Below are 24,546 nucleotides of genomic sequence, written 5' to 3' on the forward strand. Positions count from 1 at the left end.
ATGCACCAAAAAGCGTGGTTTGGGTATGTTTGTCCTTATCGCTGTATCCGCATAAATCTGACTCCACCTCTCCTTACTTCGGATTAACATTCGTCAAATCGATTACCACATTTCCGTTCAGTTTCATATAGACAACTTTAAATATAATATTCGTGTTTTATTTAATTCTTGATGTGTTCAGCCGATGGACAAATAGCACTTCTATCTCTTAAACACGAATGTTTCAGAACAAATGGTGCAATATAATTCGTTTATTATATTTTGTTAGGATTATTTACGGACAATTAGCTCTAACAATATAATTCACTTCAATTTACACTTTCCGCAGCGGCTTTTTTCGCTAGTCTTGTGATTTCTTTAACAATGTCGATTAGCGTTACGCCCTTTGCAAACTGTGTTTGTTTGCTATTTGGAAATTGAATTGGTTCTTTTTGGGTTGACATAATAACTCTCCTTTTTTTGTTTTCATTTTGGGAAATTAAAAACTATATTTGTCTACTGAGAATATTCAATAATCTAAGATATTGATAAATCTCAATCATTGAATAATCTAAAAAGACGCTTTCCATGTTTCCATGAAAGCGCCCGATTGTTGAACAGTCGTCATCTACCTAAATTTCTTTTACTCCTTTAGTGGTCAGAAAAATACGGGTTTACAACGTTTAAAAATTCAAAGAATAACCCTATACAAATGTTCAAACTTTCTACCTCGTTACGCTGCTATTGCGGTTTCTTATTCTGACCATGGTGAATGTAAGATACAATGACAGAAATTCTTATTTTTATATTCCGGTCTAAAATGTTGAACAATATCTTCTTTCATATTACCAAAAGTAGTTTCTGGCTTATGCTTAAAGCCTCCATAAAACGCAGGAATAATTTCCTGTTTGAAATTGTTACGAGGGAAGGCTTTTATAATTTCTTCACGTAGGTGCGCAGGAAATTGTTCAAATCCATCCCCCATCACATCTAAGCCAACACCTGAAAAGAGTAATCCTACTTCAGTCTCTTTATGTTCTGCAATGCCAGGTGTAGTGTGTAATGCGATCGAATCCCATACTAGACGAATCGATTCATCTGGAATTTGATACTGCTGTAGGAAGCTTCTTGCTGCATTTGCACCGTCCACTTCAAATCGTAAATCTGGGCTACTAAATTTTTCTGTTAAGCCTAAATCATGGAATAATGCACTAACATACAGCAACTCTAAATCATAATTCTGTTTAGCATTTTTTCCGTTGACTGCACCAAATAAAAACACACGATTCGAATGATTCCACAACAAGTCATTTCCATGCTCACGTAAAATATCTACTGCATCTTTCGCCAATTGAGAATCTGGAATTTTAATGCCTGCTATTTCTTGAAACATCATAAAAAAAACCCCTTTACAATTTGATAGTTCTTTATGAACTTATCTTCAGTGTAAAGAGAATTTTATCATTCGTCTATTGTATCATTTCTATGATAATGATAGATAAAATCTATAATGAAGCACTTAAAAATTATTTAAATTTGGATTTCAGAAAAAAATATAAAAAGGGCTACATATTACATATGCACCCCTTTTTAGTCTCATAAATTATTTTTTTATCTTTTCTTTCTCAATTAACATCGTACCTTTTTCTTTTAAGCTTGTATGGAAAGAAAAAGCTTTCTCAAGAATATGTGGTGTATGCCCACCCACTTTTTCTTTTGCTTCTTCAAAGTAAGCACGTAATTGTGGTCTATACTTAGGATGTGCGATTTCGATAAGCTTTTCTGCTCTCTTCACCGGTGGAAGTCCACGAAGATCAGCATATCCCTGCTCTGTCACAATTACATCTACATCATGCTCTGTATGGTCGATATGTGATACGAAAGGAACGATTGTTGAGATAGCTCCATTTTTTGCTAGGGAAGACGTTACAAAGATTGTAATTCTAGCATTACGAGCAAAGTCACCAGATCCACCAATTCCATTCATCACTTTTGTTCCGCTAACGTGAGTTGAATTTACGTTTCCGTAAATATCTACTTCAATCGCAGTGTTAAATGAAATAACGCCTAAACGACGAATAATTTCTGGATGATTAGAAATTTCCTGAGGTCTGAACAAAACTTTCCCTTTGTATTTTTCTAAATCTTCAGCTAGTGAATCAACACGCTTCTTCGAAAGTGAGAACGAAGTACCAGCTGCAAATTTAACTACACCAGCATCGATCAAGTCAAAGATACCATCTTGTAATACTTCTGAAAAAACTTCGATATCTTTAAACTGAGAATGTTTCATACCATTTAAAACTGCATTAGCAACAGACCCTACCCCAGACTGTAATGGAGCTAATGATTCTGTCAATTTTCCAGCTTCTACTTCACCAGCTAAGAATTCTAATAAGTTATTTGCAATTTGCTGTGTTTCTTCATTTGGCTCAAATAACGGTGAAGGAATATCAGGCTGTTCTGATAATATAATTCCTTTTACTTTATCTGGATTAACTTTGATTCCAATTTCTCCAATTCGATCTGAAACTTTGTACAGTGGAATCTCTCTACGCTCACCTTGATTCTTTGGTACAAAGATATCATGAAGGCCTTCGTACGCTTTAGGAGCAGTAGTGTTAAGTTCAATGATAACGTTATCAGCTTGTTCCACAAAGATGGGTGAATTCCCCACAGAACCAGTTGGAATAATATAACCTTCTTCAGTGATCGCAGCTGCTTCGATAATTGCATAATCAAGGTTTCCTAATGACCCTTTTCTTACTTCTTCTGCTGTATGTGATACATGTTGGTCAATATAGTATATCTCACCTGCATTGATTTTCCCACGCATTACAGGGTTAGCTTGGTAAGGAACACGTAAATTAATGATGTCAGCTTCAGCCATTGATTGGTCAGCAGTTGGCCCTAATGAAGCCCCGGTATATAGATTGATTTTGAAGTCTTCTTTCTCACCACGCTTAGAAAGTGCAAGTGGAAATTCTTTTGGCTCACCGAAAAGTGTAAATCCACTCATTCCAAGATTCATTCCGTCTTCAATCCAAGAAGCTGCTTCCTCTGCCGAAACAACTTTATCTACAAATGCTTTATTTCTGATGAATTGACTTAAATCTTTTCCCATTAACAATCACCTCATATTAGTTTTATACCTTGTTTTTACTTTACAAATTTTTGACATGATATTCATAGACATTGTTGTCAATTAAAAACCCCCTTACAATGTCTACTTCTCATCTCCATGAGCTGTCTTGTCTACATTGTAAAGAGGACTCCACTGTTCGTCTATTACATCATTTCTATAATAATGATAGATAAAAACTATAATACAAAACCATACAAAGAATTAATGTCATCTTTCTCTGTGTGAAAATGAAGCTTTTCGATTTCACGTACTAGTAACTTAATATATTCACGTGCTGCATAATTAATAAAACAGTTCTTTTTAAACATGAGATACACTGCCCTTGTCAAAGATGGTTTTTCAATTTGTTGGAAAAATAAATCCTCTGTATCATAAAATTCGTATAATGTGCGCGAGATAACACTACGACCAGCACCACTTCGAACTAAATCTAAGATAGACTTAATACTAGACGTTTCAACAATAGGCTCTAATGGCTTACCAATTTCATTGCTGGTCTTATTAAGTACTTTTCTACATTGATGCATACTTGGAAATAAAATAAGAGGGCCATCTAAAACAGAAGAAAATGAAACTTTTTGCTCTTCACTACTTTGATTACTAATCAAATAAAATTCTTCCTCATACAACTTCGTTACTTGCAACAGTTCATATTGATTAAGTTGAAAACCAATACCAAAATCAGCTCGATTCTCTAGAATGGCCTGTTCTACTTGGTCTGTAGTTTCAATGAACACTTTAATGTTCGGATATAGCTGGTTAAATTGAATACACAAAGTAGATACCAAATCCGTTATTTCCCCGGGCAACACAGCAATCCTCAATTCCCCGATTTCTACTTTCGAAAATGCTGCAATTTGAGAAGATATACTTTGAATAGAACCTTGAATATTCAATGCTTCTTGTTGGACAATTTCTCCTACCTTAGTAAGTTCAATTTTCTTGCCAACCCGGTTAAATAGTGAATAACCTATTTCTGTTTCAAGCATCTTAATCTGATGGCTTAAAGTGGGCTGTGAGATTCCTAATTTTTCAGCTGCTTTTGTAAAATGTAGTTCCTTACTAACCATTAAAAAATACTCTAAATGCCGTAATTCCATACTACTTCAATCCTTTTTAATGAAATTTTTATTACTTTTGTTAATCAGATAATTTAGTTATTAAGTTATTGTATTTTAAAGTAATAATCCTTTGATGTAAACAATATTAGTGCAGAAATTGGACGGTTTAGCTTTTTAGAGAAACATGTGCATGGTAACCTTCAATAATTTGTTGCTCCTCTAACTTCCATACTTGCTCAGTTACTGACGGAGAAGATAAGTGAACGGCTTTCCCTAAATCCTTCATTGAAATTTTTGCATTTGACTGTAATAATCCCACGATATTTTTATCAATTTGGTCCATAAATTATACGACCTTTTTTTATAAAATAGAATACCCTAAATTCTTTATATAATAAATACAAACAATCAAATATCCTTATTAAACATATTTATTAGCCTTCTATATTTGTATAAAATGAGGGTATCAGGAGGCGATTTGGGATATGAAAAAAGATTTTTATGAACTTCAACAAAGGGATGCTTTAATGGCATAAGGACACAGAAGTGAACAAAATTTTTTATAAAAACAAGAGTATTTCAAAACTACAACAATATTGAAAACAGTATTAAAGGAGAACATATATGGGAATTGAACTTGTTCATTTTAGCATTGGTAAACCGAAACCAATGAAATATGCAGTAAATAAAGAAATGACAACAGGTATCTGTAAAGAACTTGCTGAAGAGGTTTTCCTATCAAAAGATGGATTTCTGGGAGACGGTGTAGCTGACCTAAGGTTCCATGGTGGGCCTGATCGAGCAGTTTGCGTCTATCCTTATGAACATTACGCACAGTGGGAACAAGAATTTCAAACGAAGCTCCCTCCATCTACATTTGGTGAAAACATTACTGTAACAAATATGTTAGAATGTGATGTATTCATCGGGGATACATATCAATTAGGAGAGGCCATTATTCAAGTTACACAAAGCCGAATCCCATGCAGTACCATTTCAAAAAGACTTGGCATTCCTGGGATTTTACCTCGCATTGTAGCGACCGGTTATACTGGTTATTTATGTCGCGTTCTTGAAGAAGGTATCGTTCGTAAAGATTCACAAATAAAACTGCTAGAACGTCATCCTGACTCAGTTTCTATTCTATTTTCTAACGAAGTATATTTTCATAGACGGAAGGATATTGAGGCAATGGAGAAAATTGTAGCTGTTCCAGAACTAGCAGAGGATTGGCGTGAACCGTTAACAAGTCGTTTAGCAAAATTAAAATAATGTATCTAGGGTTCCCATTCGCTTTTTAACGAAAAAATACGAACAAACAAAAAGATGGGGTCCCGACACATAATCATTTTTAGGAGTATCTTTCCCGATGTTCAACTAAATATCCTGATTTATGCCACAATCCCTATATAGAAATTTGGATAAGGAGCAGTACCACTTATTCCAAATTTCTAGCCCAACCCAAGGAAAGAAAGCGCAACGATTAATAGGATTATAGAATCGTTCGGTGCGAATGGAGCTAATAAGCCAGCAAATAACGAATTCACTCCGAAAGCCATACTTTAATTACTAAATTTTCACATTGATAATAATGCTGTGAGAGCAATCGAGATTCAGTAACACGTACCCTTGCCCATCTCGATTGCTCTCACAGCGCACAATAAAAGTATTCCGTGTTTCTTGATTTTACATAATATAGGATGAGCACCTCCTGTTCTACAACTTTAGACTACAGCTTTTCCTTATCCCTTCAATATTTGTATGTATTAAATATCTCATTAGTAATTTTTTCCTTTTATCTTCTATTAGATTTTGCAAGATCATACTCAACTCTTTTTTTCAAAATACTTATTATCGAAGCTTAGAGTGTCAAATTTAAAGATACGACTTGGTGTCTTTTTCCAAGCCCTCAGTAATCTTTTCTAACGTCTGAATGGTAATCTTCCTATCCCCTATTTCAACCCCAGACAAATACGAAGTTTGCTGTCAGCATTTTTCAGCTAATTCAATTTCCGTATTCGATGTTGCTACTAACTAATTTGACTAAACTATCCACAAAATAATTTCATAATAATAAAAAAGTTGATAAGGAAAAATACTCCGTATCACCTTTTTATCCTTTGTTAAGATATAGTATCAACTAGCTTAGTTTGTTCGCTCTTATGAATATTTTTTATGAATATTGGACAAATCTACATTAAATGATAATTAGCATTATTTAAACGAATAATCCCCTTGTGAAGGATAAATTATTGGAACCATCCGATAATTAGAAAGTTGTGACCAAGGTATTTATATTATGTAAACTAAAATCATTTGGCTTGAGGGAGGGCTTATACGCCAACACCCCATAATTGTAAAAGAACACCAAGTACGCACATTCGCAATTTATTCGTAATTTCGAAAAAAACGGGACACAAAGTTTACACAGTTAGTCATTCCGACTTTTTTATAATGTGTGTTGTTAAAAGTAAAAAATGATGAACATCGAGAATTTGATGTTCATCATTTTCTTTAACTATTTTTTAAAACCTATTTAACCGTTATTATCTTCATACTTTGTACCTTCTGGAAAAGTATTGGACATTTCTTTAGCATTTTTGAAGTTAGAGGCATTTGACAAGATAAGCAAATTTTCGCAATCGTGTCCTATGCAAAAAATATTTTGACCATCTAGCATGCGAATTTGTTTACTATTTGAGTTATTCTTCTCAAAGAATATATTTTTTTGCGTGACCCACAATACTAGATCCCCTGCACATGATATTGGTATGACTAAAGAAAACAACTGTTTCAATTTGCCTTCATTTACAACTTCTATAATTTTATACTTTCCTTCTAAATCATAGTTTTTAGGATAAAATGCATATTGAACACAAAATGAATTGAATTCTTTTTTCATGTAATCTTCAACTTCAATGAAAAAGTACAGTGGAAATCCATTTATCTTTTTTATCCAAGAAGGAAACCAATTCTCATTACATTCAGGTAAATAAAGCCCAGAAATATCAATAAGAAATTGAGGTAATTCTTTGATAGCAAAAGGCATCTTTTTTAAATAATCTTGGACATTCTCACAATCAATATTTACATACTCAAAGTAAAACCCCATAATTAACTCCTTTATATTTTCCTTTTACCATACCCACATATATTTCTTTTCACCAGTAAATGTATATCCTTTTATATACTGACCATTCCATCTGAAAACATAGTGAACATTAGGATTCCCTAAATGATAATGCCAAGCTTTTTCTTTAACAGTTTTTTTCCCATTTTTGAAAGTAACTATTGCATATTCAAATGAAAAAATTCTTCTATCTCCTGGACCACTTTTCTTCACAATAGATACTAAATTACCCTGACCAAATCTTATTGTATATTGTTTACTAAAATTTTAAAAATACTTGTTTATATTGCTACTTACAATATAATTTAATACTTTCATTAATTTTCGTGTTTTTTAGCTAGGTATTAGAAATATATAATACAGAATCTTTTTCAATATAATAATTTGCTGTTATTTTTTGTTTACTACCATTCTCAACATATATTATTTCTAACTGATTGTCTTTTGAAAAATTAGCAGTTCTTAAACCCTTACCAAACAAAAGCGAAGCATGTAGTATTGTAACAAAAGCTACACAATCGTTGAACCGGATGCCTCCTAATCCAACAGATAATTCTTTCCTATCTTGACGCTGCAAATTCTAAAAAACAAATGGGCTGCGTCTGCTTTCGTGTTGTCTTTATTCCGAAATTGAAGAGTTTTATTTTCATGGGAGTTTAAAAGACATTCCTGCTTCTTTTAATGCAAGATCATAAACCTCACCGTTTAATCTTTGAACATCAGTCTCCAGCAATTCTTTTCTAATGGTACTAAATAGGTCACTTGTAATGTGAGGAAATTCATTTTCCCAAACCTCTCTTTTATTCAGTTTGTTTAGCGATTCAATGATAATAAGATAAATGTTCGGGTATTGCTTCTTTATGTCGGAAGAATATTTTAAAAACTCTTTAAGGTACTTATCAAAATGATGACAGTCGCATTCTTCAACACCTGTATAGAATGGAAATCCACTTGCGTCTTCCCACTCTAAGAGAAGTCCCCAAAAAGCAGTAAGTGAACCTGCTCTATATCTGAAATTATCGTCATTAAAATGTTTATAATAGGGATAAAATAATTTGCCACACCAGTCTAAGTCTATTATCCCACCCATGCTTATCATATCATTATGTAACAGGACCAGTTTTTCATTAATTGAACTCATTGATAGACCTCCTTTAGAACACGATTAAGAATAGCTTTTAAACAGTTTATTTGTTTTTCCATATTCAAGTAGCCTGCCCCGTTAGCGAAAATAATTATAATTTTACTGTCCAAATTTTATAGATGATTTGTCCATTTATTTCTGTTTTTCCTGTACAGACACCGATTTGCAAGTTGTTATAAACAGCCCATTGAGGAAAAAGGGATGCTAAATATTTAATTACTTTTTCATCAGGTGTTGCATATCCTACATTATTTTTATCACTTAAATAGGCAACAAAATCTGGATATAATGCTTCTGTCCATTCTTTAACTTCAAACTCCGAATCAAAAATACGGTTATCCTCTTTATAGCTTCCATTTATCCATTTAACATTCCCCATTGAATCCACCTCATTTCCAATTTTTTCACAACTATTGCTATATTCTTATGCTAACCTACTCTGTTAGCATAAGAAGAAATTGCTCTAATTGAACAATCGAACTCCGTTAGCTTAATAAGGATTATTCATTTATTTTGTAGAGGAAAACTTTTGAGAGAAATTATCTCTCAGGACTTTAGCCAATACTAACTAAACGCTTGCTAATTTTTACTGACTCTAAATATTTAATTTCTTAATATTTTTCAATTGCTTTTCAAGAGACCAATTTTTTGGTTTTTTACTCTTATCTACCCATGTAGCCCCTCTTTTAATCCATTTATCTAGATATTCTTCAAAAGTTAAACCTTGATCTAAATCATCATATCCAGATTGGAAACCACAACAATCGCAAATTACAAAGTTTGGTGCATCATCTTCTAAATACTGCGGCCATTCTAATTTATCAAAACCACAAACTTTACATGTAAACATTTTTTTCACCAACTCACTTTAAATTTTGAAAATATTTAAAACCATTTTTGGGTTTATAGAAAGATCCGATTTCTTTACTATTATGAAAAATAACTAAATCCTTAGTTGAGTGTCTATAAGTGGCTACTCTTCCACCCGAAATCGCTCATGGTCGATAATTTGGATTTCATGCTAAATGATGAATTTCCTCAAACTATTTATTACTTTCTTTATTTTAGGCTTTTTTTGAGCTAACTTGCTCTGTTAGTAAAAAAACTTCCTCACTTGTTGGAGAAACGCCACCGTTCCTATTTCATTCCATAGAATACTTTACCTATCAAATCTTAACAATGTATTGCCTTATTTTATATATGTAATTTCTTCCTACAATAAGAAAAGAGAGCTGTCAAAGCAGCTCAATGGTCTTCAAGTAAAGCCCCTGGTACTACCCCGAAAGAAGCTTTTATTGAATGGGCTTGTTGATAGTACGAACGTATCTTCTCTTCAATAAAAAAAATTATTCATCATGCATTGTGCCTTCAATGATTTTAAGAGTAATTTACAGACAAATTGGGTTAAAATAATATGTTTGATTATGAATGATTTATTAAGTAATATAATCAAGCCTCATAGTTAAAGGAGTTGATGGTGGTGGCACAATTAATCAACATATTAGTTGTTGAAGACGACAATGATATAAATCAATTATTATGTAGGATCGTTGAAAAAAGTGGATATGCTTCACAGCCAGCTTTCTCAGGAACAGAAGCCATGATTTACTTGGAGAAGCAAGATTGGGATATGGTATTACTCGATCTAATGCTTCCTGGTATGAATGGAGAAGAAATACTGTCAAAAATAGCTGAACAAAGTAACACTCCAGTCCTTATTATCTCAGCAAAACTGGAGCAGCAAGCTAAAATTGATGCTTTAAGATCGGGGGCAGATGACTATATTACGAAACCATTTGATATAGATGAAGTATCAGCGAGAATTGACTCTCATTTGAGAAGATATCGACGTTTGCAGGAACTTCCGATGAAAAAAGAATTAAGGTACAAAAACATAGTGATTGATACAGAAGCTAAAAAAGTAGTTGTTGAGGGGAAATCACTCGCTTTTACAGCTCGTGAATACAATATTTTAGTCCTTCTTATGTCATCACCTAACAAAATTTTCACGAAAGAGAACTTGTTTGAAAATGTTTGGAATGAACCATTTTATGGTGATGATAATACCATTAATGTTCATATGAGCAATTTAAGAAGTAAGCTCTCTAAGGCTAGCCCCGGTGTTGAATATATTGAAACAATCTGGGGAATGGGCTACCGTCTTAAATCTTAAGGTTTTCTTTAGATTTAACTTAAGCTTCTCTTATGTTCTTCTTACTATACTAAGTATATCAAGTAAGGGAGGTAAGTATATGAAAGATTGTGTACTTAAGACAAATCAATTATCAAAGCAATATAAACATCAAGTTGCTTTAAATAAAGTGAATCTATCGATTGAAAAAGGTTCTATTTACGGCTTTATTGGGCAGAATGGTGCTGGTAAATCCACGCTAACTCGTTTAGTGACTGGATTAGCAATGCCCACATCAGGTACTGTAGAGTTATTTGGAGAAACGGACGAAAGGAGGTTAATTCAAGCTAGAAAGCGTATCGGTGCTACGATTGAGCAACCTGCAATATATCCACATATGACAGCTGCTGAGAATTTAGAAGCACATAGACTTTTAAAAGGCGTCCCAGGTAAAGAATGTGTTCAAAAAACACTAGCACTTGTTGGTCTTCATGATACGGGGAAAAAGAAGGCGAAGAATTTTTCTTTAGGTATGAAACAAAGACTTATTCTTGCGATTGCTCTTTTAGGAGATCCAGAGTTTTTAATTCTAGATGAGCCCATTAATGGATTAGACCCTATGGGAGTTGTAGAAATAAGAGAGTTATTAAAAAAGCTCAATAGTGAAAAAGGCGTTACTATACTGATATCAAGTCATATTTTAAGTGAACTTCATTTGTTAGCTACTCATTATGGCTTCATTCATAAGGGAGAATTGATTGAGCAAATGACACTTCATCAGCTAGAAGATAAATGTCAGCAATATTTCCATATTAAAGTAGATAATACCGAAAAAGCTGCAACAATAATTGAAACTGTGCTTTCTACTAATGATTTCGAGGTCATGCCAGATGGTGTGATTAGACTATATAAGTATCTTGATCAACCAACCAAAGTTTCTACAGCATTAGTTAACGCAGGGTTAATCATTGAACAGTTTAAGTCAATGGGTCAAGATTTAGAAAGTTACTTTACAAAGCTTATTGGAGGAATTCAGCATGGGTAATCTATTAAAATCAGAACTATTTAAGTTAAAAAAGGATACATCGTTTAAAAAACTGACATTGGCATTGATGTTAATTGCTGCCCTTTTTCCTCTAATAGCGAGTATTTATGGAACAGAGCAAATTAGCGTTAATGAATTATTTCTAACTATCATTGGTAAGAACAATTACGTGTTAAAATTAATCCCATGTCTTTTAGCTGGTTATTTTATCGCTAGTGAATATTCTTTGGGTACTATGAAAAGTATTGCATCTTCGGGCAATAGCAGAATTAGAATTTATATCTCCAAATTAATGGTATTTTCATTTGGGGCAATCATTTTTTCAGTAATATTACCAATTGGTATGACAGGAACTGGGGCTATTCTTTCTCAATTTAACGATATGCCCGATTTAAAATACTTTGCTCAAATAATTATTTTTACTATGTTATATGCTGCAGCATTTGCATCAATAATGATGTTATTTGCAACGATGTTTACAGATAGTGGAAAAACGATTGGCTTGCTAATCTTAATATTCCTTCTATTTGATGGTGTAATGTTCATGTTAGCTAGTAAGATCACTTTATTTGAATATATTTATAATTATTCGGTATTTAAGTTATCATACGACTTCATTAATATAAATGCTTTGGAAAGCATTGAAGTATTTAAATTAGCGATAGTCCCGATTGTAACTTATGTGATATTTGGATTACTAGGAGTATTAGCATTCCAAAAGAAAGAAATTAAATAAATAATAAAAAGAAAGGCGAGTGAAATGATGATCTATATAGTAATTATATCTGTTATAGCTGTATTTTTTATCCTCATTCGCTTTTACTTATTGAAACTGGAACTAAAACGAGTTACTCGACAATTAAATCAGTTAAACAATAAAGTAATCTCAAAGAAAATAGATCTAACATTTTATGACAAAGATCTTGAGAATTTAGCAAAAAATATTAATGACCAAATTGATTTAACAAATGAAGCAATTTTTGAGAAATTAAGAACTGAAAATGAAATGAAGCAGGCAATTGCAAATATTTCGCATGATATTCGTACGCCAATGACGTCTATTTTAGGTTATATACAATTTTTAGAATCCGATGATATAGGTCTTGAGAAAAGGATAAAATACCAAAAGAACATTAAAAATGGAGCACTGAGATTGAAGGTTTTATTAGATGAGTTTTTTGAATTATCGACTATTGAATCAGCTGATTATCCATTAAAGGTGGAGAACCTCAAATTAAATAAACTGCTAGTTGAAGTGTTAATTGGTTTTTATGATGATTTCAATAAAGCACAGATCGAACCATCAATCCTTATTCCAGATGATGAAATTTATATTACAGGCGATTCATCAGCTGTTAAACGTGTAATAGAAAATTTAGTTTCCAATGCGATTAAACATTCGAGTGGCAATATTACTATTCAACTTGTTAAAAATTCGTCATCTGTTCAACTTAACATAATGAATCCTGCCAAAGAATTAAAAGAACAAGACCTCCCCCTTCTTTTTGACCGTTTTTATAAAGTTGATCAAACAAGAACAAAGAGAAGTACAGGTTTAGGATTGTATATTGCAAAAAGCCTCATGATAAAGATGGATGGAAATTTATCTGCAAAATTAAATGGAGATCAATTACTGATGAAATGTGAATGGAAAAATTGAATGCTATTTCTCTGGTGTGTTTCAAACTACTATTTAACGTTTAAAATCAAAGTGAATAAGATGATTTGAAGAATTTAACGAACAAAAAACTCACAAAATTTTTATCTGTATTTTGTGGTGCTGCAGCTTGGAGGCGATACTTTTCCCTTTACTCTTATTTGATATATAAACACTTACTTCCCCAACTCCAGAATATACAGTATGTGTAGAGACAGGTGAGATGGCAATCCATCCAATCACTCTGTTATGTTCCTCTGCTACAAAGCGTAAAGTTGCATGATGTCTTTCATCCCATACTTGTTCACCCGGTACATATGTTTCAAACGTGGCCATCCCAGTATCGATTCATTCTTTATAGATGTTTAATACCTCTTTTAAATCTTTGTGTTCCATTTTTCGAATAAGCAATGTTACCATTCAATTTCCTCCTTATTATTTAGAAGAGGACTGCTAGCAATTGCTAACAGTCGAATAATTAACAACATGTATTGGATTGATTGGAAAGATTACTACTGCATACGCCTGTTTCTGGTAGCTCTAATTCCACACGTTGCGAAGCTTCCTCATCGCCTGCTAAATAGGCAGTTATTGATCGGACTTGTTCAAAACCTGTAGCCATTAAAAATGTTGGTGCGCGTCCATAACTTTTGGCTCCGACAATATAGAAACCATTTTCCGGCTGTCTTAATATTTCTTCTCCATGCGCTCGTACTGTCCCACAGCTATGCATATTAGGATCAATGAGTGGTGCTAATGCTTGCACACTCTCTGTTACATTATCGATGGAAAGACGTAGTTCGCTGTTTATTGAAAAATCCGGTCGATTCCCTGCATTTACAATGAGTTCATCGAATCCTGTTAATACTGTTTGTTCTCCATTTGTAGTACCAACAATATTTATTTTTTCATCTTTTTTCACCATTGAAATATAAAATGGTGTCACTACTTCAATCTTACCTGCATCTACTAATTCATGAATACGTACACCTAGCGCTCCGCGTGCTTTCAAGGCATCTTTTTCTTCCCCACCATATACTTCCTCAACAGATTTTTTACGCATAATCCAAACAAGTTTCGTTGAAGGATTTTCTTTTTGTAATTCAACCAGAGATAATAAAGTATTGATAGCGGAATGACCGCCTCCAATAACCGCGATCTTCTTGTTAGCATATCTTTTAGTATTCGTATGAATATTTGGAATACCATACTCTATGCGACCTGCTAATATTTTTTCATTTTGAAGCCAAACACCTGTCGAATTTGCTGGGTTTGGGTTTCCCCAAGTACCTGTTGCATCAATAACAGCTTTAGCTTCAATGACATTTATGTCGTCTTCCGTTTCAATATATATAATAAAGGACTGATTTACACGATTTTTTGATTTCATCTTATCATTTAATTGACGTGAAACGCCCACTACTTTCGAGTTTAATTGAATGAAAGGTTTTATTTGTGCTAACGCTGCTAAAGGTTTTAAATAGAGATCAATTAATTCATGTCCAGTCGGTAATGTTTCTAAGTTAGGTTCTTGCCAATCCGTATCCTCAAGTAAGGTTTTAGCAGCTTTATTGATGTTATATCGCCATGGAGAAAAAAGTGTAACATGACCCCAAGTGCGAATGTTATGAGCTATTTCACGCCCAGCCTCTAGTAATATAAAGGATTGATTTTGTTCCACTAAATGAGCAGCTGCAGCTAACCCAATTGGACCAGCACCAATTATTACAGTAGGTAAATTCGTATTTAAATCATTAAAAGCCTCTTGTGCTTTAATGTTATTAGTAGTACAGCAAGAATTATTTTGCTGAATTATATTAAATGTTTTCATAAATAAACCCTTCTTTTCTATAAAATTTCAATATAAGCATTTCCTTATATACAGTTTATTTTTTACGTCTAGCATTAAGCTAGACGCAGTTATACTTAAAACATGGAATTAATATGCTTCAATCTCACACATTTTTTTCTCAATTTCTATTTTTGCTTTCTCGAATTGGCACCATGTTGAAGAACCATAGCGATCTTTATCTCCTTTAAAGAAGAAATCAAAAGCAAATGAATTGGCTTGAGCTACTGTATAATCTCTACTAGTAATAATAAGGGTCAAATAGGAAATGAAGTATTCTTTTGTTAACACACTGGCATGATTTACTGTCATGTTTTCATCCTCCTATTTATCAGCTTATGTAATTGCTGTGACAATGTATTTTTCACCTTTACTTATGTGGAATATCAACTTCATCAGCAGGATTTTGGTGAATATCCTAATAAGACTAAACCTAATTCGCCATTCTCTTCTTCTGCATGAATTGTGACTTCTGTTAATTGAAGAACTCCTATAATTTAATGGTTTTAAAATATTTCTTTTGCCAACATAAGGCAACCCAAACAAGTCCAATAAGTACTGGCACTTCGACAAGTGGACCAATAACAGCAGCAAAAGCCACCCCACTATGAAGTCCAAAAACACCTACAGCTACAGCAATTGCTAACTCAAAATTGTTACTAGCAGCTGTAAAAGAAAGGGCTGCTGTGACAGGATAAGATGCACCTACTTTACGTGAAGAAAAGAATGAAACTGCAAACATCACAACAAAATAAATGAATAATGGGATAGCGATTCGTACAACATCGAGTGGTAGTTCGACTAACTTTTCACCCTTTAATGCAAACATCATCACAATTGTGAATAGAAGTGCTATTAAAGTAAGCGGTGAAATTTTTGGTAAGAACTTTTCCTCATACCACTGTTTCCCTTTTGTTTTTATAGCTATTAATCGTGTTAGGAATCCTGCAGCAAATGGTATCCCTAAGTAAATAAGAACGCTTTTTGTAATTTCCCACATAGAAATGGATACATTAAAGTTTTCTAATCCAAACCAACCAGGTAATACATTTAAGAAAAAATAAGCAAAAATTGAATATGTTACAATCTGAAAAATAGAATTAAATGCAACTAGACCAGCTACATATTCGCGATCTCCACGAGCTAAATCATTCCATACGATTACCATTGCAATACATCGAGCTAACCCAATCATAATGAGCCCAGCCATATACTCTGGATAGTCTCTCAAGAATATAATGGCTAAGAAGAACATTAGAAACGGACCAAGTAACCAGTTTTGGAAAAGTGACAATAAAAGAACTTTCCAATCCTTGAACACACGCCACATTTCCTCATACTTTACTTTTGCCAAAGGTGGATACATCATAACAATCAGCCCTATGGCAATAGGTATAGATGTCGTGCCAACTGACATAGACTCTAATGCTTCACCAATATTAGGCATTGAAATACTTAATAAAACGCCTATCCCCATTGCAACAAAAATCCAAAGAGTGAGATAGCGATCTAAAAACGAAAGCTGTTTTGTTAAAGAATCATTATCCATTAATTTTCCTCCCCTATGTGTGTACAGTCAGAGCCACAATTGCATCCATTTAATGGCTCAATTTGGTCTAAAATACCTTTCATAAGTGGTGTCTGCTCCTCAACTAAACGATAATGTTTCCATGTACCAACCTTTCGTTCGATAATAATGCCTGCCTCTTTTAATTTTCGAAGATGCTGACTAACTGCTGGTTGTGAAATGCCTAAGACATCCACAAAATCACATACACATACCTCCCCATTTTTCATACATGCAAGTAATTTAATGCGATTCAAGTCAGCTGTTGCTTTTAATTGTTTTTCAATTAGTGTATTTTCCATCCTATCTGCGCTCCTTATATAACCATTTACTTATATATTATTGAAAATAAAATCACCAATTAATTGCAGGTGATTAAATCAATATATAACTATACACTTATATTATGCTCCCTATTGTTTAATTGCAATAGTACGGAAATAAATTTTTTATTTATTTAATAACTGTTTCTTTTATGTATTGTTAATACGCCCACATAACTAATATATTTCTAAGTCCCATATTAAATTTAGGAAATTACATTTCAAATGGTACATCTTCATATCAAGATATCTCCACAAAAAAACGTCTGCTCTTTACTATGTGCAGACATTTTTCCTTTTTAAAAAACTTCAAACCAATCGGGAACATTATATTAATACTATTCGGAAAAACCTTCCAAATGACAATGGCACTTTTAGGTAGTCTCTTGCCTGTTGAGTTTCGTACAGGTTTGGAAACCTAAGTGGTGACTGTCGATACCAGATCCTACTCTTTCTAAAAAGTAACAGGTCTGTCACTTTATTGAGACAGACCTGTTACCTTTTATATTTTAAAATCGTTTGACACCACTAAAATTACCAGCAAGTGTCATTGGGGCCTTTAGGTCGACTAGGAATAGAACAACGGTTGAATCTTTTGTTATTTGTATTGTTGTTAACTCTTCCGCAGTACCTGAAATTGCATCGCCTTTATATAGGCTTTCCCCATGTGCCATAATTTCGCCATCCATTACATATAGCCAAGGCGTATAGCCTGCCACAATCGGTAATGTAAAGGCTTCATCTATTTTTCCGTGTACATCATAAACAATGATTTGCTGACGAATTTCAAGTGGGGCTTTCGCTTCTGTTGGTCCTGCAATTAAACGCCAGTCACTGACTTCTGGTAGTTTCATTTCCGCAAATTGAACGCGAGGCTCAAAATCTTTTTCAGACGGACGTATAAATACTTGTAGCATTTCAACAGGGCCTGTTGGTGTCGATTCCTCATGGAAGAAGCTTCTCCCAGCACCCATTAGCATTAGCTTTGTTGGTGAGCAAGTTTCTTTCAAGCCTGATGAATCTTCATGTAGCATTTCGCCTTGCCACATATAACTTAAAATTTCATCATTAATATGTTCGTGCATACGAATCATTGTACCTTTCCCAATTTTTGCGTGGTCAATTCGGCTAAGTGGACCAAATGCATGATCCTCTTTTTCAAAGATTCCATCGATTAAACCTGGTCGATGAATTTGTAGGGAAAATACGCCTCCACCGTTTGAATATGCTTGTTCATTTCGTAAAATATTCACTCTTCATGCACTCCTTGATTCGCCTTTTTTAGTAACTGGATCAACTGTTCAAGTTCATCTTCTGTTAAATTCTCAAATTGCCCTGCTCGGAATTGCTCTTGTGCAGGGACAATTTCATTTCGTAGTGCAACGCCTTTTGGTGTAAGTGAAATATATTTTGTCTTCCACTCTTGTTCACGTTGAATAAAGCCTGCTACTTCTAGTTTGCTTAAGATTTGGGTAATATTTGAATTGGTCACTACAAGACGGTTCGCTAATTCTGATTGCGTAACCCGTTCACCTTCTTTTAAATGACTAATAATATCAAACTGACCTGTCCGTAATCCCCACTTGGCTAAATGACGATTGCTACAGGTCATACTTTGGTTAAAAAAACGGGTGTAACGAAACCAGGCAATATAGCTTAATCGAATTCTTCTTAATGAGTATTTCATAATAATCCCCTATCATTTAATATATTAATTGATGTTTGTTATAATTGCAAAAAATTGATTTTATCTTTTATTAGAAATATCTTATTTCCTAATATAAAGATGATTTCTTCACTATTTTACAGTATCGATAAGCAGTTTGGTAATGCATACGTAAATATGTCATGAATTCTCACCTATTTGTATTAATTATAAATATTATATCTATACCCTTAAAATCAAACTATTTCCGTCTTTTACTAAGAATAAGTCAATTCCGAAGGTGTTCCACTTGAATATCTATCATTTAATATATAAAATGATGAACGTGACAAATCTTTTTATTAAACTACTACACATCGTTATCAATAAAGGGGAAAATGATATGACTGAATTATTGACGAATGAAGATTATCTTTTTTTAGGAGCTCGCGTAAAACCTTTATTATTAAGTACAGAAACTGGCGGGAATTTCTCAGTATTTGAATTTATTGAAGTAAAAGGATTAGAAGCTCCGTTTCATATTCATGAAAATGAAGATGAAATCTGGCGTATAGTTGAAGGAGAAATTACATTCTTTTTAGAGGAGCAAGAAATTCATGCAGTTGCAGGTGATACAATCTTTGTACCAAGAGGGAAATCTCATACGTTCAAATTAAAAACAAATACTGTAAAAGCGATTTTATCCCTTACATCAACTGATTTTGAAAATGTCATTCGTGATATCGCTAGACCTGTCACTTCTGCAACTGAATTGCCAAATCAACCTGTTTCAAAAAAACAAGCGGAACAATTAATTGCTTCTGGCAAGAAAAATGGATTAACAATTTTAAAACACGAATAGTAACTGTAAGTTATTTGGTTATTTAACATGAAATTTATTAGTAAGATTAAGTTTAAAAAATCGCCCTTCACATACAGTGAAGATAGCGATTTTTTTGCTTTTTTCTGAACTAAATGTAAAGCCTGCATCTTGTAAAAGTACTACCTTTCCCATAAATCTTTAGGATTTTATTATATGCATCTATACTATTTCCTTTTAAAAACAGAAAATGGATTTATAAAACTGATTGCATTAATAAATTCTTTGAAGAACTTTTAACTAGAAAATCACCTATAAAATTAACACTATAAAGCCTAATTGAATATTTGATAAGAATAATACATATATTGGTTTAGTAATTCATTAAAACAGAACGCTATAATTATCCTAATGATGGAATTATAATATAAGCGAAAATTATTTATAAAGATAGGATGATGACAATTATAGAAAAATCGGTTCTTGCTATGGTTATTTTACGTGTATTGTCTGGAAGTATTGAAGTAAGTGCTGGATTGTTGATGCTAAAGTTGAATAATTTAGAAAAAGCATTCTATATTAATACAATGCTTGCATTGGTTGGTCCAACTGTTTTAATCGTAACGACAGCAATTGCATTATTTGGACTAGCTGATAAAATTCCTGTGGCGAGAATCATTTGCCTATTTACGGGAATAACACTTATTATTATTAGCTCACATGTAAAGTAATATGGACATTCCATTCTTAATCCTTGCTATACTCTTTATTACAAAATAAACCTCACATTTATTAGCCGTATTTTATTGTCCTTTCTAAACAATACCTTTTGATTATTCTTTCTAATAATGTTCATTAGTTTGCTGTAGCGTGTGACCACGCTGCGTTTTTTTTATGTATAAGTAACCTCTACCTGAACAAATTTATATGGAGTGTATCGCTCGCACTTATTGGGTTGTGGCGTTGATTGACCGTCACATCCTCCCTCATTCTAAGAGGCTCTTTCTTAATAGAATGCCCATCAATGTAGATGTCGCCTTCCTCAAAATCTAGGATTCCTACTACTGATTTGATTGTTGTACTTTTCCCTGCTCCATTATGACCTATAAATCCAAAAACATCGCCATTTTCTACAGATAAGCTTATGTTATCGACAGCTTTTTTTTGACCTTTATACACTTTTGAAAAATTTTTAATATCTAGGATTCCCATTCTTTCATCTCCTTATCTTATGATGTGTTTTAGTTTCTTCTAATCCTATTTATTGCTTACTCCCCTAGAACTCACTGACTTGAAGCGAAAATTACAAAAGTAAGGATATAATAGAGTCAATTTAATAATAAAGCTCCCAGCTAAAAATTAAGACAACCAGTAGTAGCGCAGAGACACAAGAAAGTACATAGACGATTTTTTGACCACGCGTTGTTGTCGTTTTCTTCCACTGCACTAGCAGGGACACTAGACTAATTGCTACGATGGCGATATACGCATAGTTCACCAAGAAATGAATATTCAGCGCAGTATAAGAAGTATAATTAAAAGTTCTGAAAGTTATAATTATGAAATTAATAACAGGTACAATACCCGCTAAGAGTAATAGCGTTTCCCACTTCTTCATCACTGTAAATTGAACTTCTTTTTTTCGATGCTTTATCGCTTGGATCAACACGATTAGTAAAGCAATGAGAGTGTATAGGACACTGAAAGCTACTGCCACGATACTGAATATATTAAAGATTTTCGTACTTTGAGAGACCGTTAGTATATCAATTGTCGGCATTGAGATCTTTTCCACTTCACCATCGTTCAACGTAATATGAAGATATATATTATGATCATCTGTAGATTTATAAAGATACGGAGCGATTTGTTCATATGTCATCCCAAAAACATTAAATATGTTCGAATCTGTCGCATCAATATCCCTAATACTTAGCGCCCCGTACAACTTGTTAAAACCTTTATAGGGATGTCTTGCCATAATGTAACTTCCTTCAAGCTCCTGCGTATTTGGCAGTACTTGATTGCCATCTACTGCAGAATACTCGCCGTACACGAATTTTGGTAAGCCATAACTCAGCCCTACTTCACCCCTTTGATTGGTCATGACAATTACACCCAAATGCTCATCTTTTGAAAAAGTGAAATTGCTCGAAAAACTATCTGTATTTCCTGCATGTTCCAATACATCTACTGAATATAGCCCTTCCCAAAAACCATGCGCATTTCGAGGAAAGCCATCACCATAGAAATCACTCGTCGTCAGCATTTCATCTAATGTACGATTGTTTTGAAATAATGGACTTTTCACGCCATCTGCTGGCATGAGCGCCACCATAAATTTCGCTGCATCCGTAATCGTACCAATTGCGCTACCAGCAGGATACAAACCAATAAATACCCGTTTATTTTTTGAAATACTAAATTCATCGTTGCTATTAACACTGTATCCATAAACTGCTTCTCTGTTCGTTGCTATATCTAGGTTATCTTCCTGTGTAGGATGAATCGTTGTGTCCTTCATCTCCAAAATAGAAAAAATATGTTCATTAACATATTCATAAAATGGCTGATCCGCGAGCTGTTCTACAATAAACCCTGCGAGTGCCACACCATAGTTCGAATAGGCGACCACATCTCCTGGCTCATGCACTTGATAAGGCTCAATAATGTGAAGCGTTTCTTCTAAGGGATTTACTTCATCCGCTGACTTATAGAATAAATCTGTAGATTTCTCCTCCCACCCAGCATTATGGTGCATAAGATTCAACATCGTAATAGGGGTATCATATTGCAGTTTTGTCAAAAACCCGTCCGGCAAATACGTGCGAATATCTTCATCTAATTCCAACTTTCCCTGCTCTACAAGCTGCATTACACTGGTCCACACAAGAAGCTTCGTAACAGATCCCCATTCAAAAACAGTATCTGTTGTGACTTTTATTTGATTTTCAACATCTGCATAGCCATAAGACGTATTCATGAAAATTTCTCCGTCTTTCACAATTAACACATTCGCTCCAGCAGTAGATGTCCCAATGAATTTAGATGCATATTTATCCACGCGATCCTTTAGTTCAGCATAAGGTATCCCTGAAGGTGTCAACATTCCCTCATTTGCAGAAGCAGCTGATACAGAGCAAAGTACCATTACCAATACCATTAAAATTATTTTCCTCATTATATCTCTCCTTCTTTGAAATTAACATAAATTGGATATATCGAGCTCTTTCATATGTATATTGCCAATCTAGATCAGAACCTCGCCTCCAAACTGCATTGGTTACTATCCATAATAAATCTGTTATACACAAAGCAACCCAGTTTTGTTATAAGAGTGAATTTTTCTGATAAAACAAAAAAGAGCTTTGTCTAACCGTTTACGAATTTGCTGCATCTTTGAAAGCGTGTCCCATTGAGTGAAAAGTCCAATGACAAGAGCAATTATTATTATAATGAAAATGGGAATTTAGGAGAGTAAGGCTAACATTTCAGATGCTCCTGAAATCTCTATTTACTTAGTAATATTGGTAAGCCAGCAGCTATTACAAAAATTCCGATTAAAATTAACCAAGCAAGCGGCTTTGCTAAATTTATTGTCCAGCCAACTCCAAAACGTTTTTCTAAGAACAATGAGGGGTCATTTCGATTAAAATAAAATTGACCAAGCTTCCAATAGTGATCGTCATCACGATTTATTACTGTACCATCTGCCGTTCTTACATTTTTCACACGACTTCCACCCTGCCCAGTTGTAATGACAAGTACAATCACACCAATAATCATGATTGCTGGAAACATTAATGAAATTACAGTCATATAAGTTGTTAAAATCGAATAAATAAATGATAGCTGGATTACACTAAAAAGAACTGTAAGCAAGATTCCACTAGCAATTAGGAAAACCGACCACCTTCTACGAAAAATAATGTTTTGTTCTATTGATCCATCTGGATTTTGAGCATTCAGCTGTTGTTTTGATCTACCAATCATCCAATTAATAAACATGAATAATGCAATCATATAGATTTGTGTTATTGGCATGATTAAGACAGATCGATATGATTTTTCTGTCCAATTGGTAACCCCACCAAATAAATCATATTGCGTTGGAATCCGTTCAGGAATTTTTCCATACTGCGTAAAGGTAATAAATAGCGTGACAGCTACTAAAGCAAAAGTAATTAAAAACCAGTAATTAGAATAAATTAATTTTTGCTGATAAAAATTTGTTTGTAGTACAATCTTCTGTTGTCTTTGTTCATTCCATTTCTCCTTTTCTTTCAGTTGTTTCATTTGCTTATGAAATACTAAATAGATTAAAAATGAAATAATCATAAAACCAGGTATAGTTATCGATAAAACAATCCCCATTGTCTCTCCATCGTTTGGAGAATGCTTTCCTACGATTAAATAAAAAATAAATAGTATAACAATACTAAAAGCTGTCATAACTGAAGCATATTGTTTTCGCATTTTTTTTAGTTTTTTATCCATATAGACATCAGACGGAATAGAAACTCCAAAACTCTCTGTACGTCGTGTCCAATACGGCATACCAATCAAAATAATAAAAATAGGTATGAATAAAATAATTGAAATCCAAAAGATATGATCCATCGTTTAGCTTCCCCCCTGAACATATGAAGTAAAAATCTCTTCACAAAGCTTCATAAAATCTTCTTTATTTACATCTCGACAAATGGCCTCTGCAATAAGGGGATGTAATATTTCTTTCATTTCTTCCTGAAAAGATACATCTGCCTTTGGAACTCCTTCTGGATTAACCAGAACTCCTTTTTGACGATGATTTAGAATAAATCCTTTTTGTTCCAGCTCTTTATACGCTTTGTTCACCGTGTGTAAATTGATTCCTATATCTGCTGCCAATGAGCGAACAGATGGTAATCGTTCACCTGGAACAAGCTCCTTCTTTGCAATACCTGCAATAATACAATGGATAAGCTGTATATAAATTGGTGTTTTAGACTCAAACTCTAAATGAAAAATCAAAGCAATCCACCCTCCTCTCTGTATAATGTATGTTATA

The 24,546-nt window shown here is 33.6% G+C and carries 27 protein-coding genes and 2 pseudogenes; 7 read left to right on the forward strand and 22 right to left on the reverse strand.

The genetic code is table 11. The features are described 5' to 3' along the window. Positions 1-308: 308 nt before the first annotated feature. The 5 genes and pseudogenes from ACQKN4_RS11005 to ACQKN4_RS11025 form a co-directional block, all read right to left on the reverse strand. A complete protein-coding gene (locus ACQKN4_RS11005) occupies positions 309-443 on the reverse strand; it encodes a hypothetical protein (protein WP_427483670.1) in 135 nt (44 codons plus the stop codon). 290 nt (positions 444-733) lie between these two features. Then, positions 734-1,372, reverse strand: a complete 639-nt coding sequence (locus ACQKN4_RS11010) for an HD domain-containing protein (protein ID WP_079562640.1) — start codon at positions 1,370-1,372, stop codon at positions 734-736. Positions 1,373-1,582: 210 nt separating this feature from the next. Further along, positions 1,583-3,103, reverse strand: a complete 1,521-nt coding sequence (locus ACQKN4_RS11015) for a succinate CoA transferase (protein ID WP_079562614.1) — start codon at positions 3,101-3,103, stop codon at positions 1,583-1,585. Between the two features lie 197 nt (positions 3,104-3,300). After that, positions 3,301-4,224 (reverse strand): LysR family transcriptional regulator, encoded by a 924-nt coding sequence (locus tag ACQKN4_RS11020; protein WP_079562613.1) that lies wholly within the window; start codon positions 4,222-4,224, stop codon positions 3,301-3,303. Positions 4,225-4,310: 86 nt separating this feature from the next. Next, positions 4,311-4,528, reverse strand: a pseudogene (locus tag ACQKN4_RS11025) (Lrp/AsnC family transcriptional regulator); the annotation flags it as partial. A 281-nt stretch (positions 4,529-4,809) separates the two neighbouring features. Here ACQKN4_RS11025 and ACQKN4_RS11030 point away from each other — a divergent pair. Then, positions 4,810-5,457 (forward strand): MOSC domain-containing protein, encoded by a 648-nt coding sequence (locus ACQKN4_RS11030; RefSeq protein WP_079562612.1) that lies wholly within the window; start codon positions 4,810-4,812, stop codon positions 5,455-5,457. Between the two features lie 1,264 nt (positions 5,458-6,721). On the opposite strand, the gene ACQKN4_RS11035 is transcribed toward ACQKN4_RS11030, so the two are convergent. The 6 genes from ACQKN4_RS11035 to ACQKN4_RS11060 form a co-directional block, all read right to left on the reverse strand. After that, complete coding sequence (locus ACQKN4_RS11035; RefSeq protein WP_427483671.1) at positions 6,722-7,297, reverse strand: hypothetical protein; 576 nt, start codon at positions 7,295-7,297, stop codon at positions 6,722-6,724. A gap of 24 nt (positions 7,298-7,321) precedes the next feature. Then, positions 7,322-7,528: a hypothetical protein gene (locus ACQKN4_RS11040; RefSeq protein WP_079562610.1), complete on the reverse strand. Its 207-nt coding sequence runs from the start codon at positions 7,526-7,528 to the stop codon at positions 7,322-7,324. A 124-nt stretch (positions 7,529-7,652) separates the two neighbouring features. Then, entirely contained in the window at positions 7,653-7,892 is a 240-nt protein-coding gene (locus ACQKN4_RS11045; RefSeq protein ID WP_079562609.1) for a hypothetical protein, read from the reverse strand. Between the two features lie 69 nt (positions 7,893-7,961). Continuing rightward, on the reverse strand, positions 7,962-8,456 hold the full coding sequence (locus ACQKN4_RS11050) for a hypothetical protein (protein ID WP_079562608.1): 495 nt from the start codon (positions 8,454-8,456) through the stop codon (positions 7,962-7,964). Between the two features lie 94 nt (positions 8,457-8,550). Further along, positions 8,551-8,838, reverse strand: a complete 288-nt coding sequence (locus ACQKN4_RS11055; protein ID WP_079562607.1) for a hypothetical protein — start codon at positions 8,836-8,838, stop codon at positions 8,551-8,553. A gap of 216 nt (positions 8,839-9,054) precedes the next feature. Further along, positions 9,055-9,309, reverse strand: a complete 255-nt coding sequence (locus tag ACQKN4_RS11060; protein WP_079562606.1) for a hypothetical protein — start codon at positions 9,307-9,309, stop codon at positions 9,055-9,057. Positions 9,310-9,939: 630 nt separating this feature from the next. Between ACQKN4_RS11060 and ACQKN4_RS11065 the strand changes: the two genes are divergently transcribed. The 4 genes from ACQKN4_RS11065 (at position 9,940) to ACQKN4_RS11080 (ending at position 13,295) form a co-directional block, all read left to right on the forward strand. Then, positions 9,940-10,632, forward strand: coding sequence for a response regulator transcription factor (locus tag ACQKN4_RS11065; RefSeq protein WP_427483672.1), 693 nt, complete (start codon positions 9,940-9,942; stop codon positions 10,630-10,632). 79 nt (positions 10,633-10,711) lie between these two features. Then, a complete protein-coding gene (locus ACQKN4_RS11070) occupies positions 10,712-11,635 on the forward strand; it encodes an ATP-binding cassette domain-containing protein (protein WP_079562605.1) in 924 nt (307 codons plus the stop codon). After that, complete coding sequence (locus ACQKN4_RS11075) at positions 11,628-12,371, forward strand: ABC transporter permease (RefSeq protein WP_079562604.1); 744 nt, start codon at positions 11,628-11,630, stop codon at positions 12,369-12,371. The genes ACQKN4_RS11070 and ACQKN4_RS11075 overlap by 8 nt, the downstream gene beginning before the upstream one ends. Before the next feature lie 24 nt (positions 12,372-12,395). Further along, complete coding sequence (locus ACQKN4_RS11080) at positions 12,396-13,295, forward strand: sensor histidine kinase (protein WP_346426992.1); 900 nt, start codon at positions 12,396-12,398, stop codon at positions 13,293-13,295. A 90-nt stretch (positions 13,296-13,385) separates the two neighbouring features. On the opposite strand, the gene ACQKN4_RS11085 is transcribed toward ACQKN4_RS11080, so the two are convergent. The 7 genes from ACQKN4_RS11085 to ACQKN4_RS11115 all read right to left on the reverse strand — a co-directional run bounded on the left by ACQKN4_RS11085 (position 13,386) and on the right by ACQKN4_RS11115 (position 18,718). After that, a complete protein-coding gene (locus ACQKN4_RS11085; protein ID WP_427483673.1) occupies positions 13,386-13,628 on the reverse strand; it encodes an N-acetyltransferase family protein in 243 nt (80 codons plus the stop codon). 142 nt (positions 13,629-13,770) lie between these two features. Next, on the reverse strand, positions 13,771-15,123 hold the full coding sequence (locus ACQKN4_RS11090) for an NAD(P)-binding domain-containing protein (RefSeq protein ID WP_079562602.1): 1,353 nt from the start codon (positions 15,121-15,123) through the stop codon (positions 13,771-13,773). A 108-nt stretch (positions 15,124-15,231) separates the two neighbouring features. Beyond that, positions 15,232-15,453, reverse strand: coding sequence for a hypothetical protein (locus ACQKN4_RS11095; RefSeq protein ID WP_079562601.1), 222 nt, complete (start codon positions 15,451-15,453; stop codon positions 15,232-15,234). 178 nt (positions 15,454-15,631) lie between these two features. Further along, positions 15,632-16,690 (reverse strand): ACR3 family arsenite efflux transporter, encoded by a 1,059-nt coding sequence (gene arsB, locus ACQKN4_RS11100; RefSeq protein WP_427483674.1) that lies wholly within the window; start codon positions 16,688-16,690, stop codon positions 15,632-15,634. Then, on the reverse strand, positions 16,690-17,010 hold the full coding sequence (locus tag ACQKN4_RS11105; RefSeq protein ID WP_079562599.1) for an ArsR/SmtB family transcription factor: 321 nt from the start codon (positions 17,008-17,010) through the stop codon (positions 16,690-16,692). The genes arsB and ACQKN4_RS11105 overlap by 1 nt, the downstream gene beginning before the upstream one ends. Positions 17,011-17,540: 530 nt before the next feature. Then, entirely contained in the window at positions 17,541-18,284 is a 744-nt protein-coding gene (locus ACQKN4_RS11110; RefSeq protein ID WP_427483675.1) for a pirin family protein, read from the reverse strand. Further along, positions 18,281-18,718, reverse strand: a complete 438-nt coding sequence (locus ACQKN4_RS11115; protein WP_079562597.1) for a MarR family winged helix-turn-helix transcriptional regulator — start codon at positions 18,716-18,718, stop codon at positions 18,281-18,283. Before ACQKN4_RS11115 ends, ACQKN4_RS11110 begins: the two co-directional genes overlap by 4 nt. Before the next feature lie 361 nt (positions 18,719-19,079). On the opposite strand from ACQKN4_RS11115, the gene ACQKN4_RS11120 reads away from it, so the two are divergent. Together ACQKN4_RS11120 and ACQKN4_RS11125 are read left to right on the forward strand one after the other, a co-directional pair. Next, positions 19,080-19,538 carry a cupin domain-containing protein gene (locus ACQKN4_RS11120; protein ID WP_427483676.1) on the forward strand — a complete coding sequence of 153 codons (459 nt, stop codon included), beginning with the start codon at positions 19,080-19,082 and terminating at the stop codon, positions 19,536-19,538. Between the two features lie 413 nt (positions 19,539-19,951). Next, positions 19,952-20,227 (forward strand): YqhV family protein, encoded by a 276-nt coding sequence (locus ACQKN4_RS11125; RefSeq protein ID WP_079562595.1) that lies wholly within the window; start codon positions 19,952-19,954, stop codon positions 20,225-20,227. Between the two features lie 250 nt (positions 20,228-20,477). On the opposite strand, the pseudogene ACQKN4_RS11130 reads toward ACQKN4_RS11125, so the two are convergent. The 4 genes and pseudogenes from ACQKN4_RS11130 to ACQKN4_RS11145 all read right to left on the reverse strand — a co-directional run. After that, positions 20,478-20,702 (reverse strand): annotated as a pseudogene (locus tag ACQKN4_RS11130) (ATP-binding cassette domain-containing protein); the annotation flags it as partial. A gap of 127 nt (positions 20,703-20,829) precedes the next feature. Next, positions 20,830-22,677, reverse strand: coding sequence for a serine hydrolase domain-containing protein (locus ACQKN4_RS11135; RefSeq protein ID WP_427483677.1), 1,848 nt, complete (start codon positions 22,675-22,677; stop codon positions 20,830-20,832). A 329-nt stretch (positions 22,678-23,006) separates the two neighbouring features. Then, positions 23,007-24,116, reverse strand: a complete 1,110-nt coding sequence (locus tag ACQKN4_RS11140; protein WP_427483678.1) for a DUF1648 domain-containing protein — start codon at positions 24,114-24,116, stop codon at positions 23,007-23,009. A gap of 3 nt (positions 24,117-24,119) precedes the next feature. Next, entirely contained in the window at positions 24,120-24,509 is a 390-nt protein-coding gene (locus tag ACQKN4_RS11145) for a GntR family transcriptional regulator (protein WP_079562591.1), read from the reverse strand. Positions 24,510-24,546: the final 37 nt, after the last annotated feature.

Origin of the sequence: Lysinibacillus sp. NPDC093692, assembly GCF_050280125.1 — a bacterium.
Classification (GTDB): Bacteria; Bacillota; Bacilli; order Bacillales_A; family Planococcaceae; genus Lysinibacillus.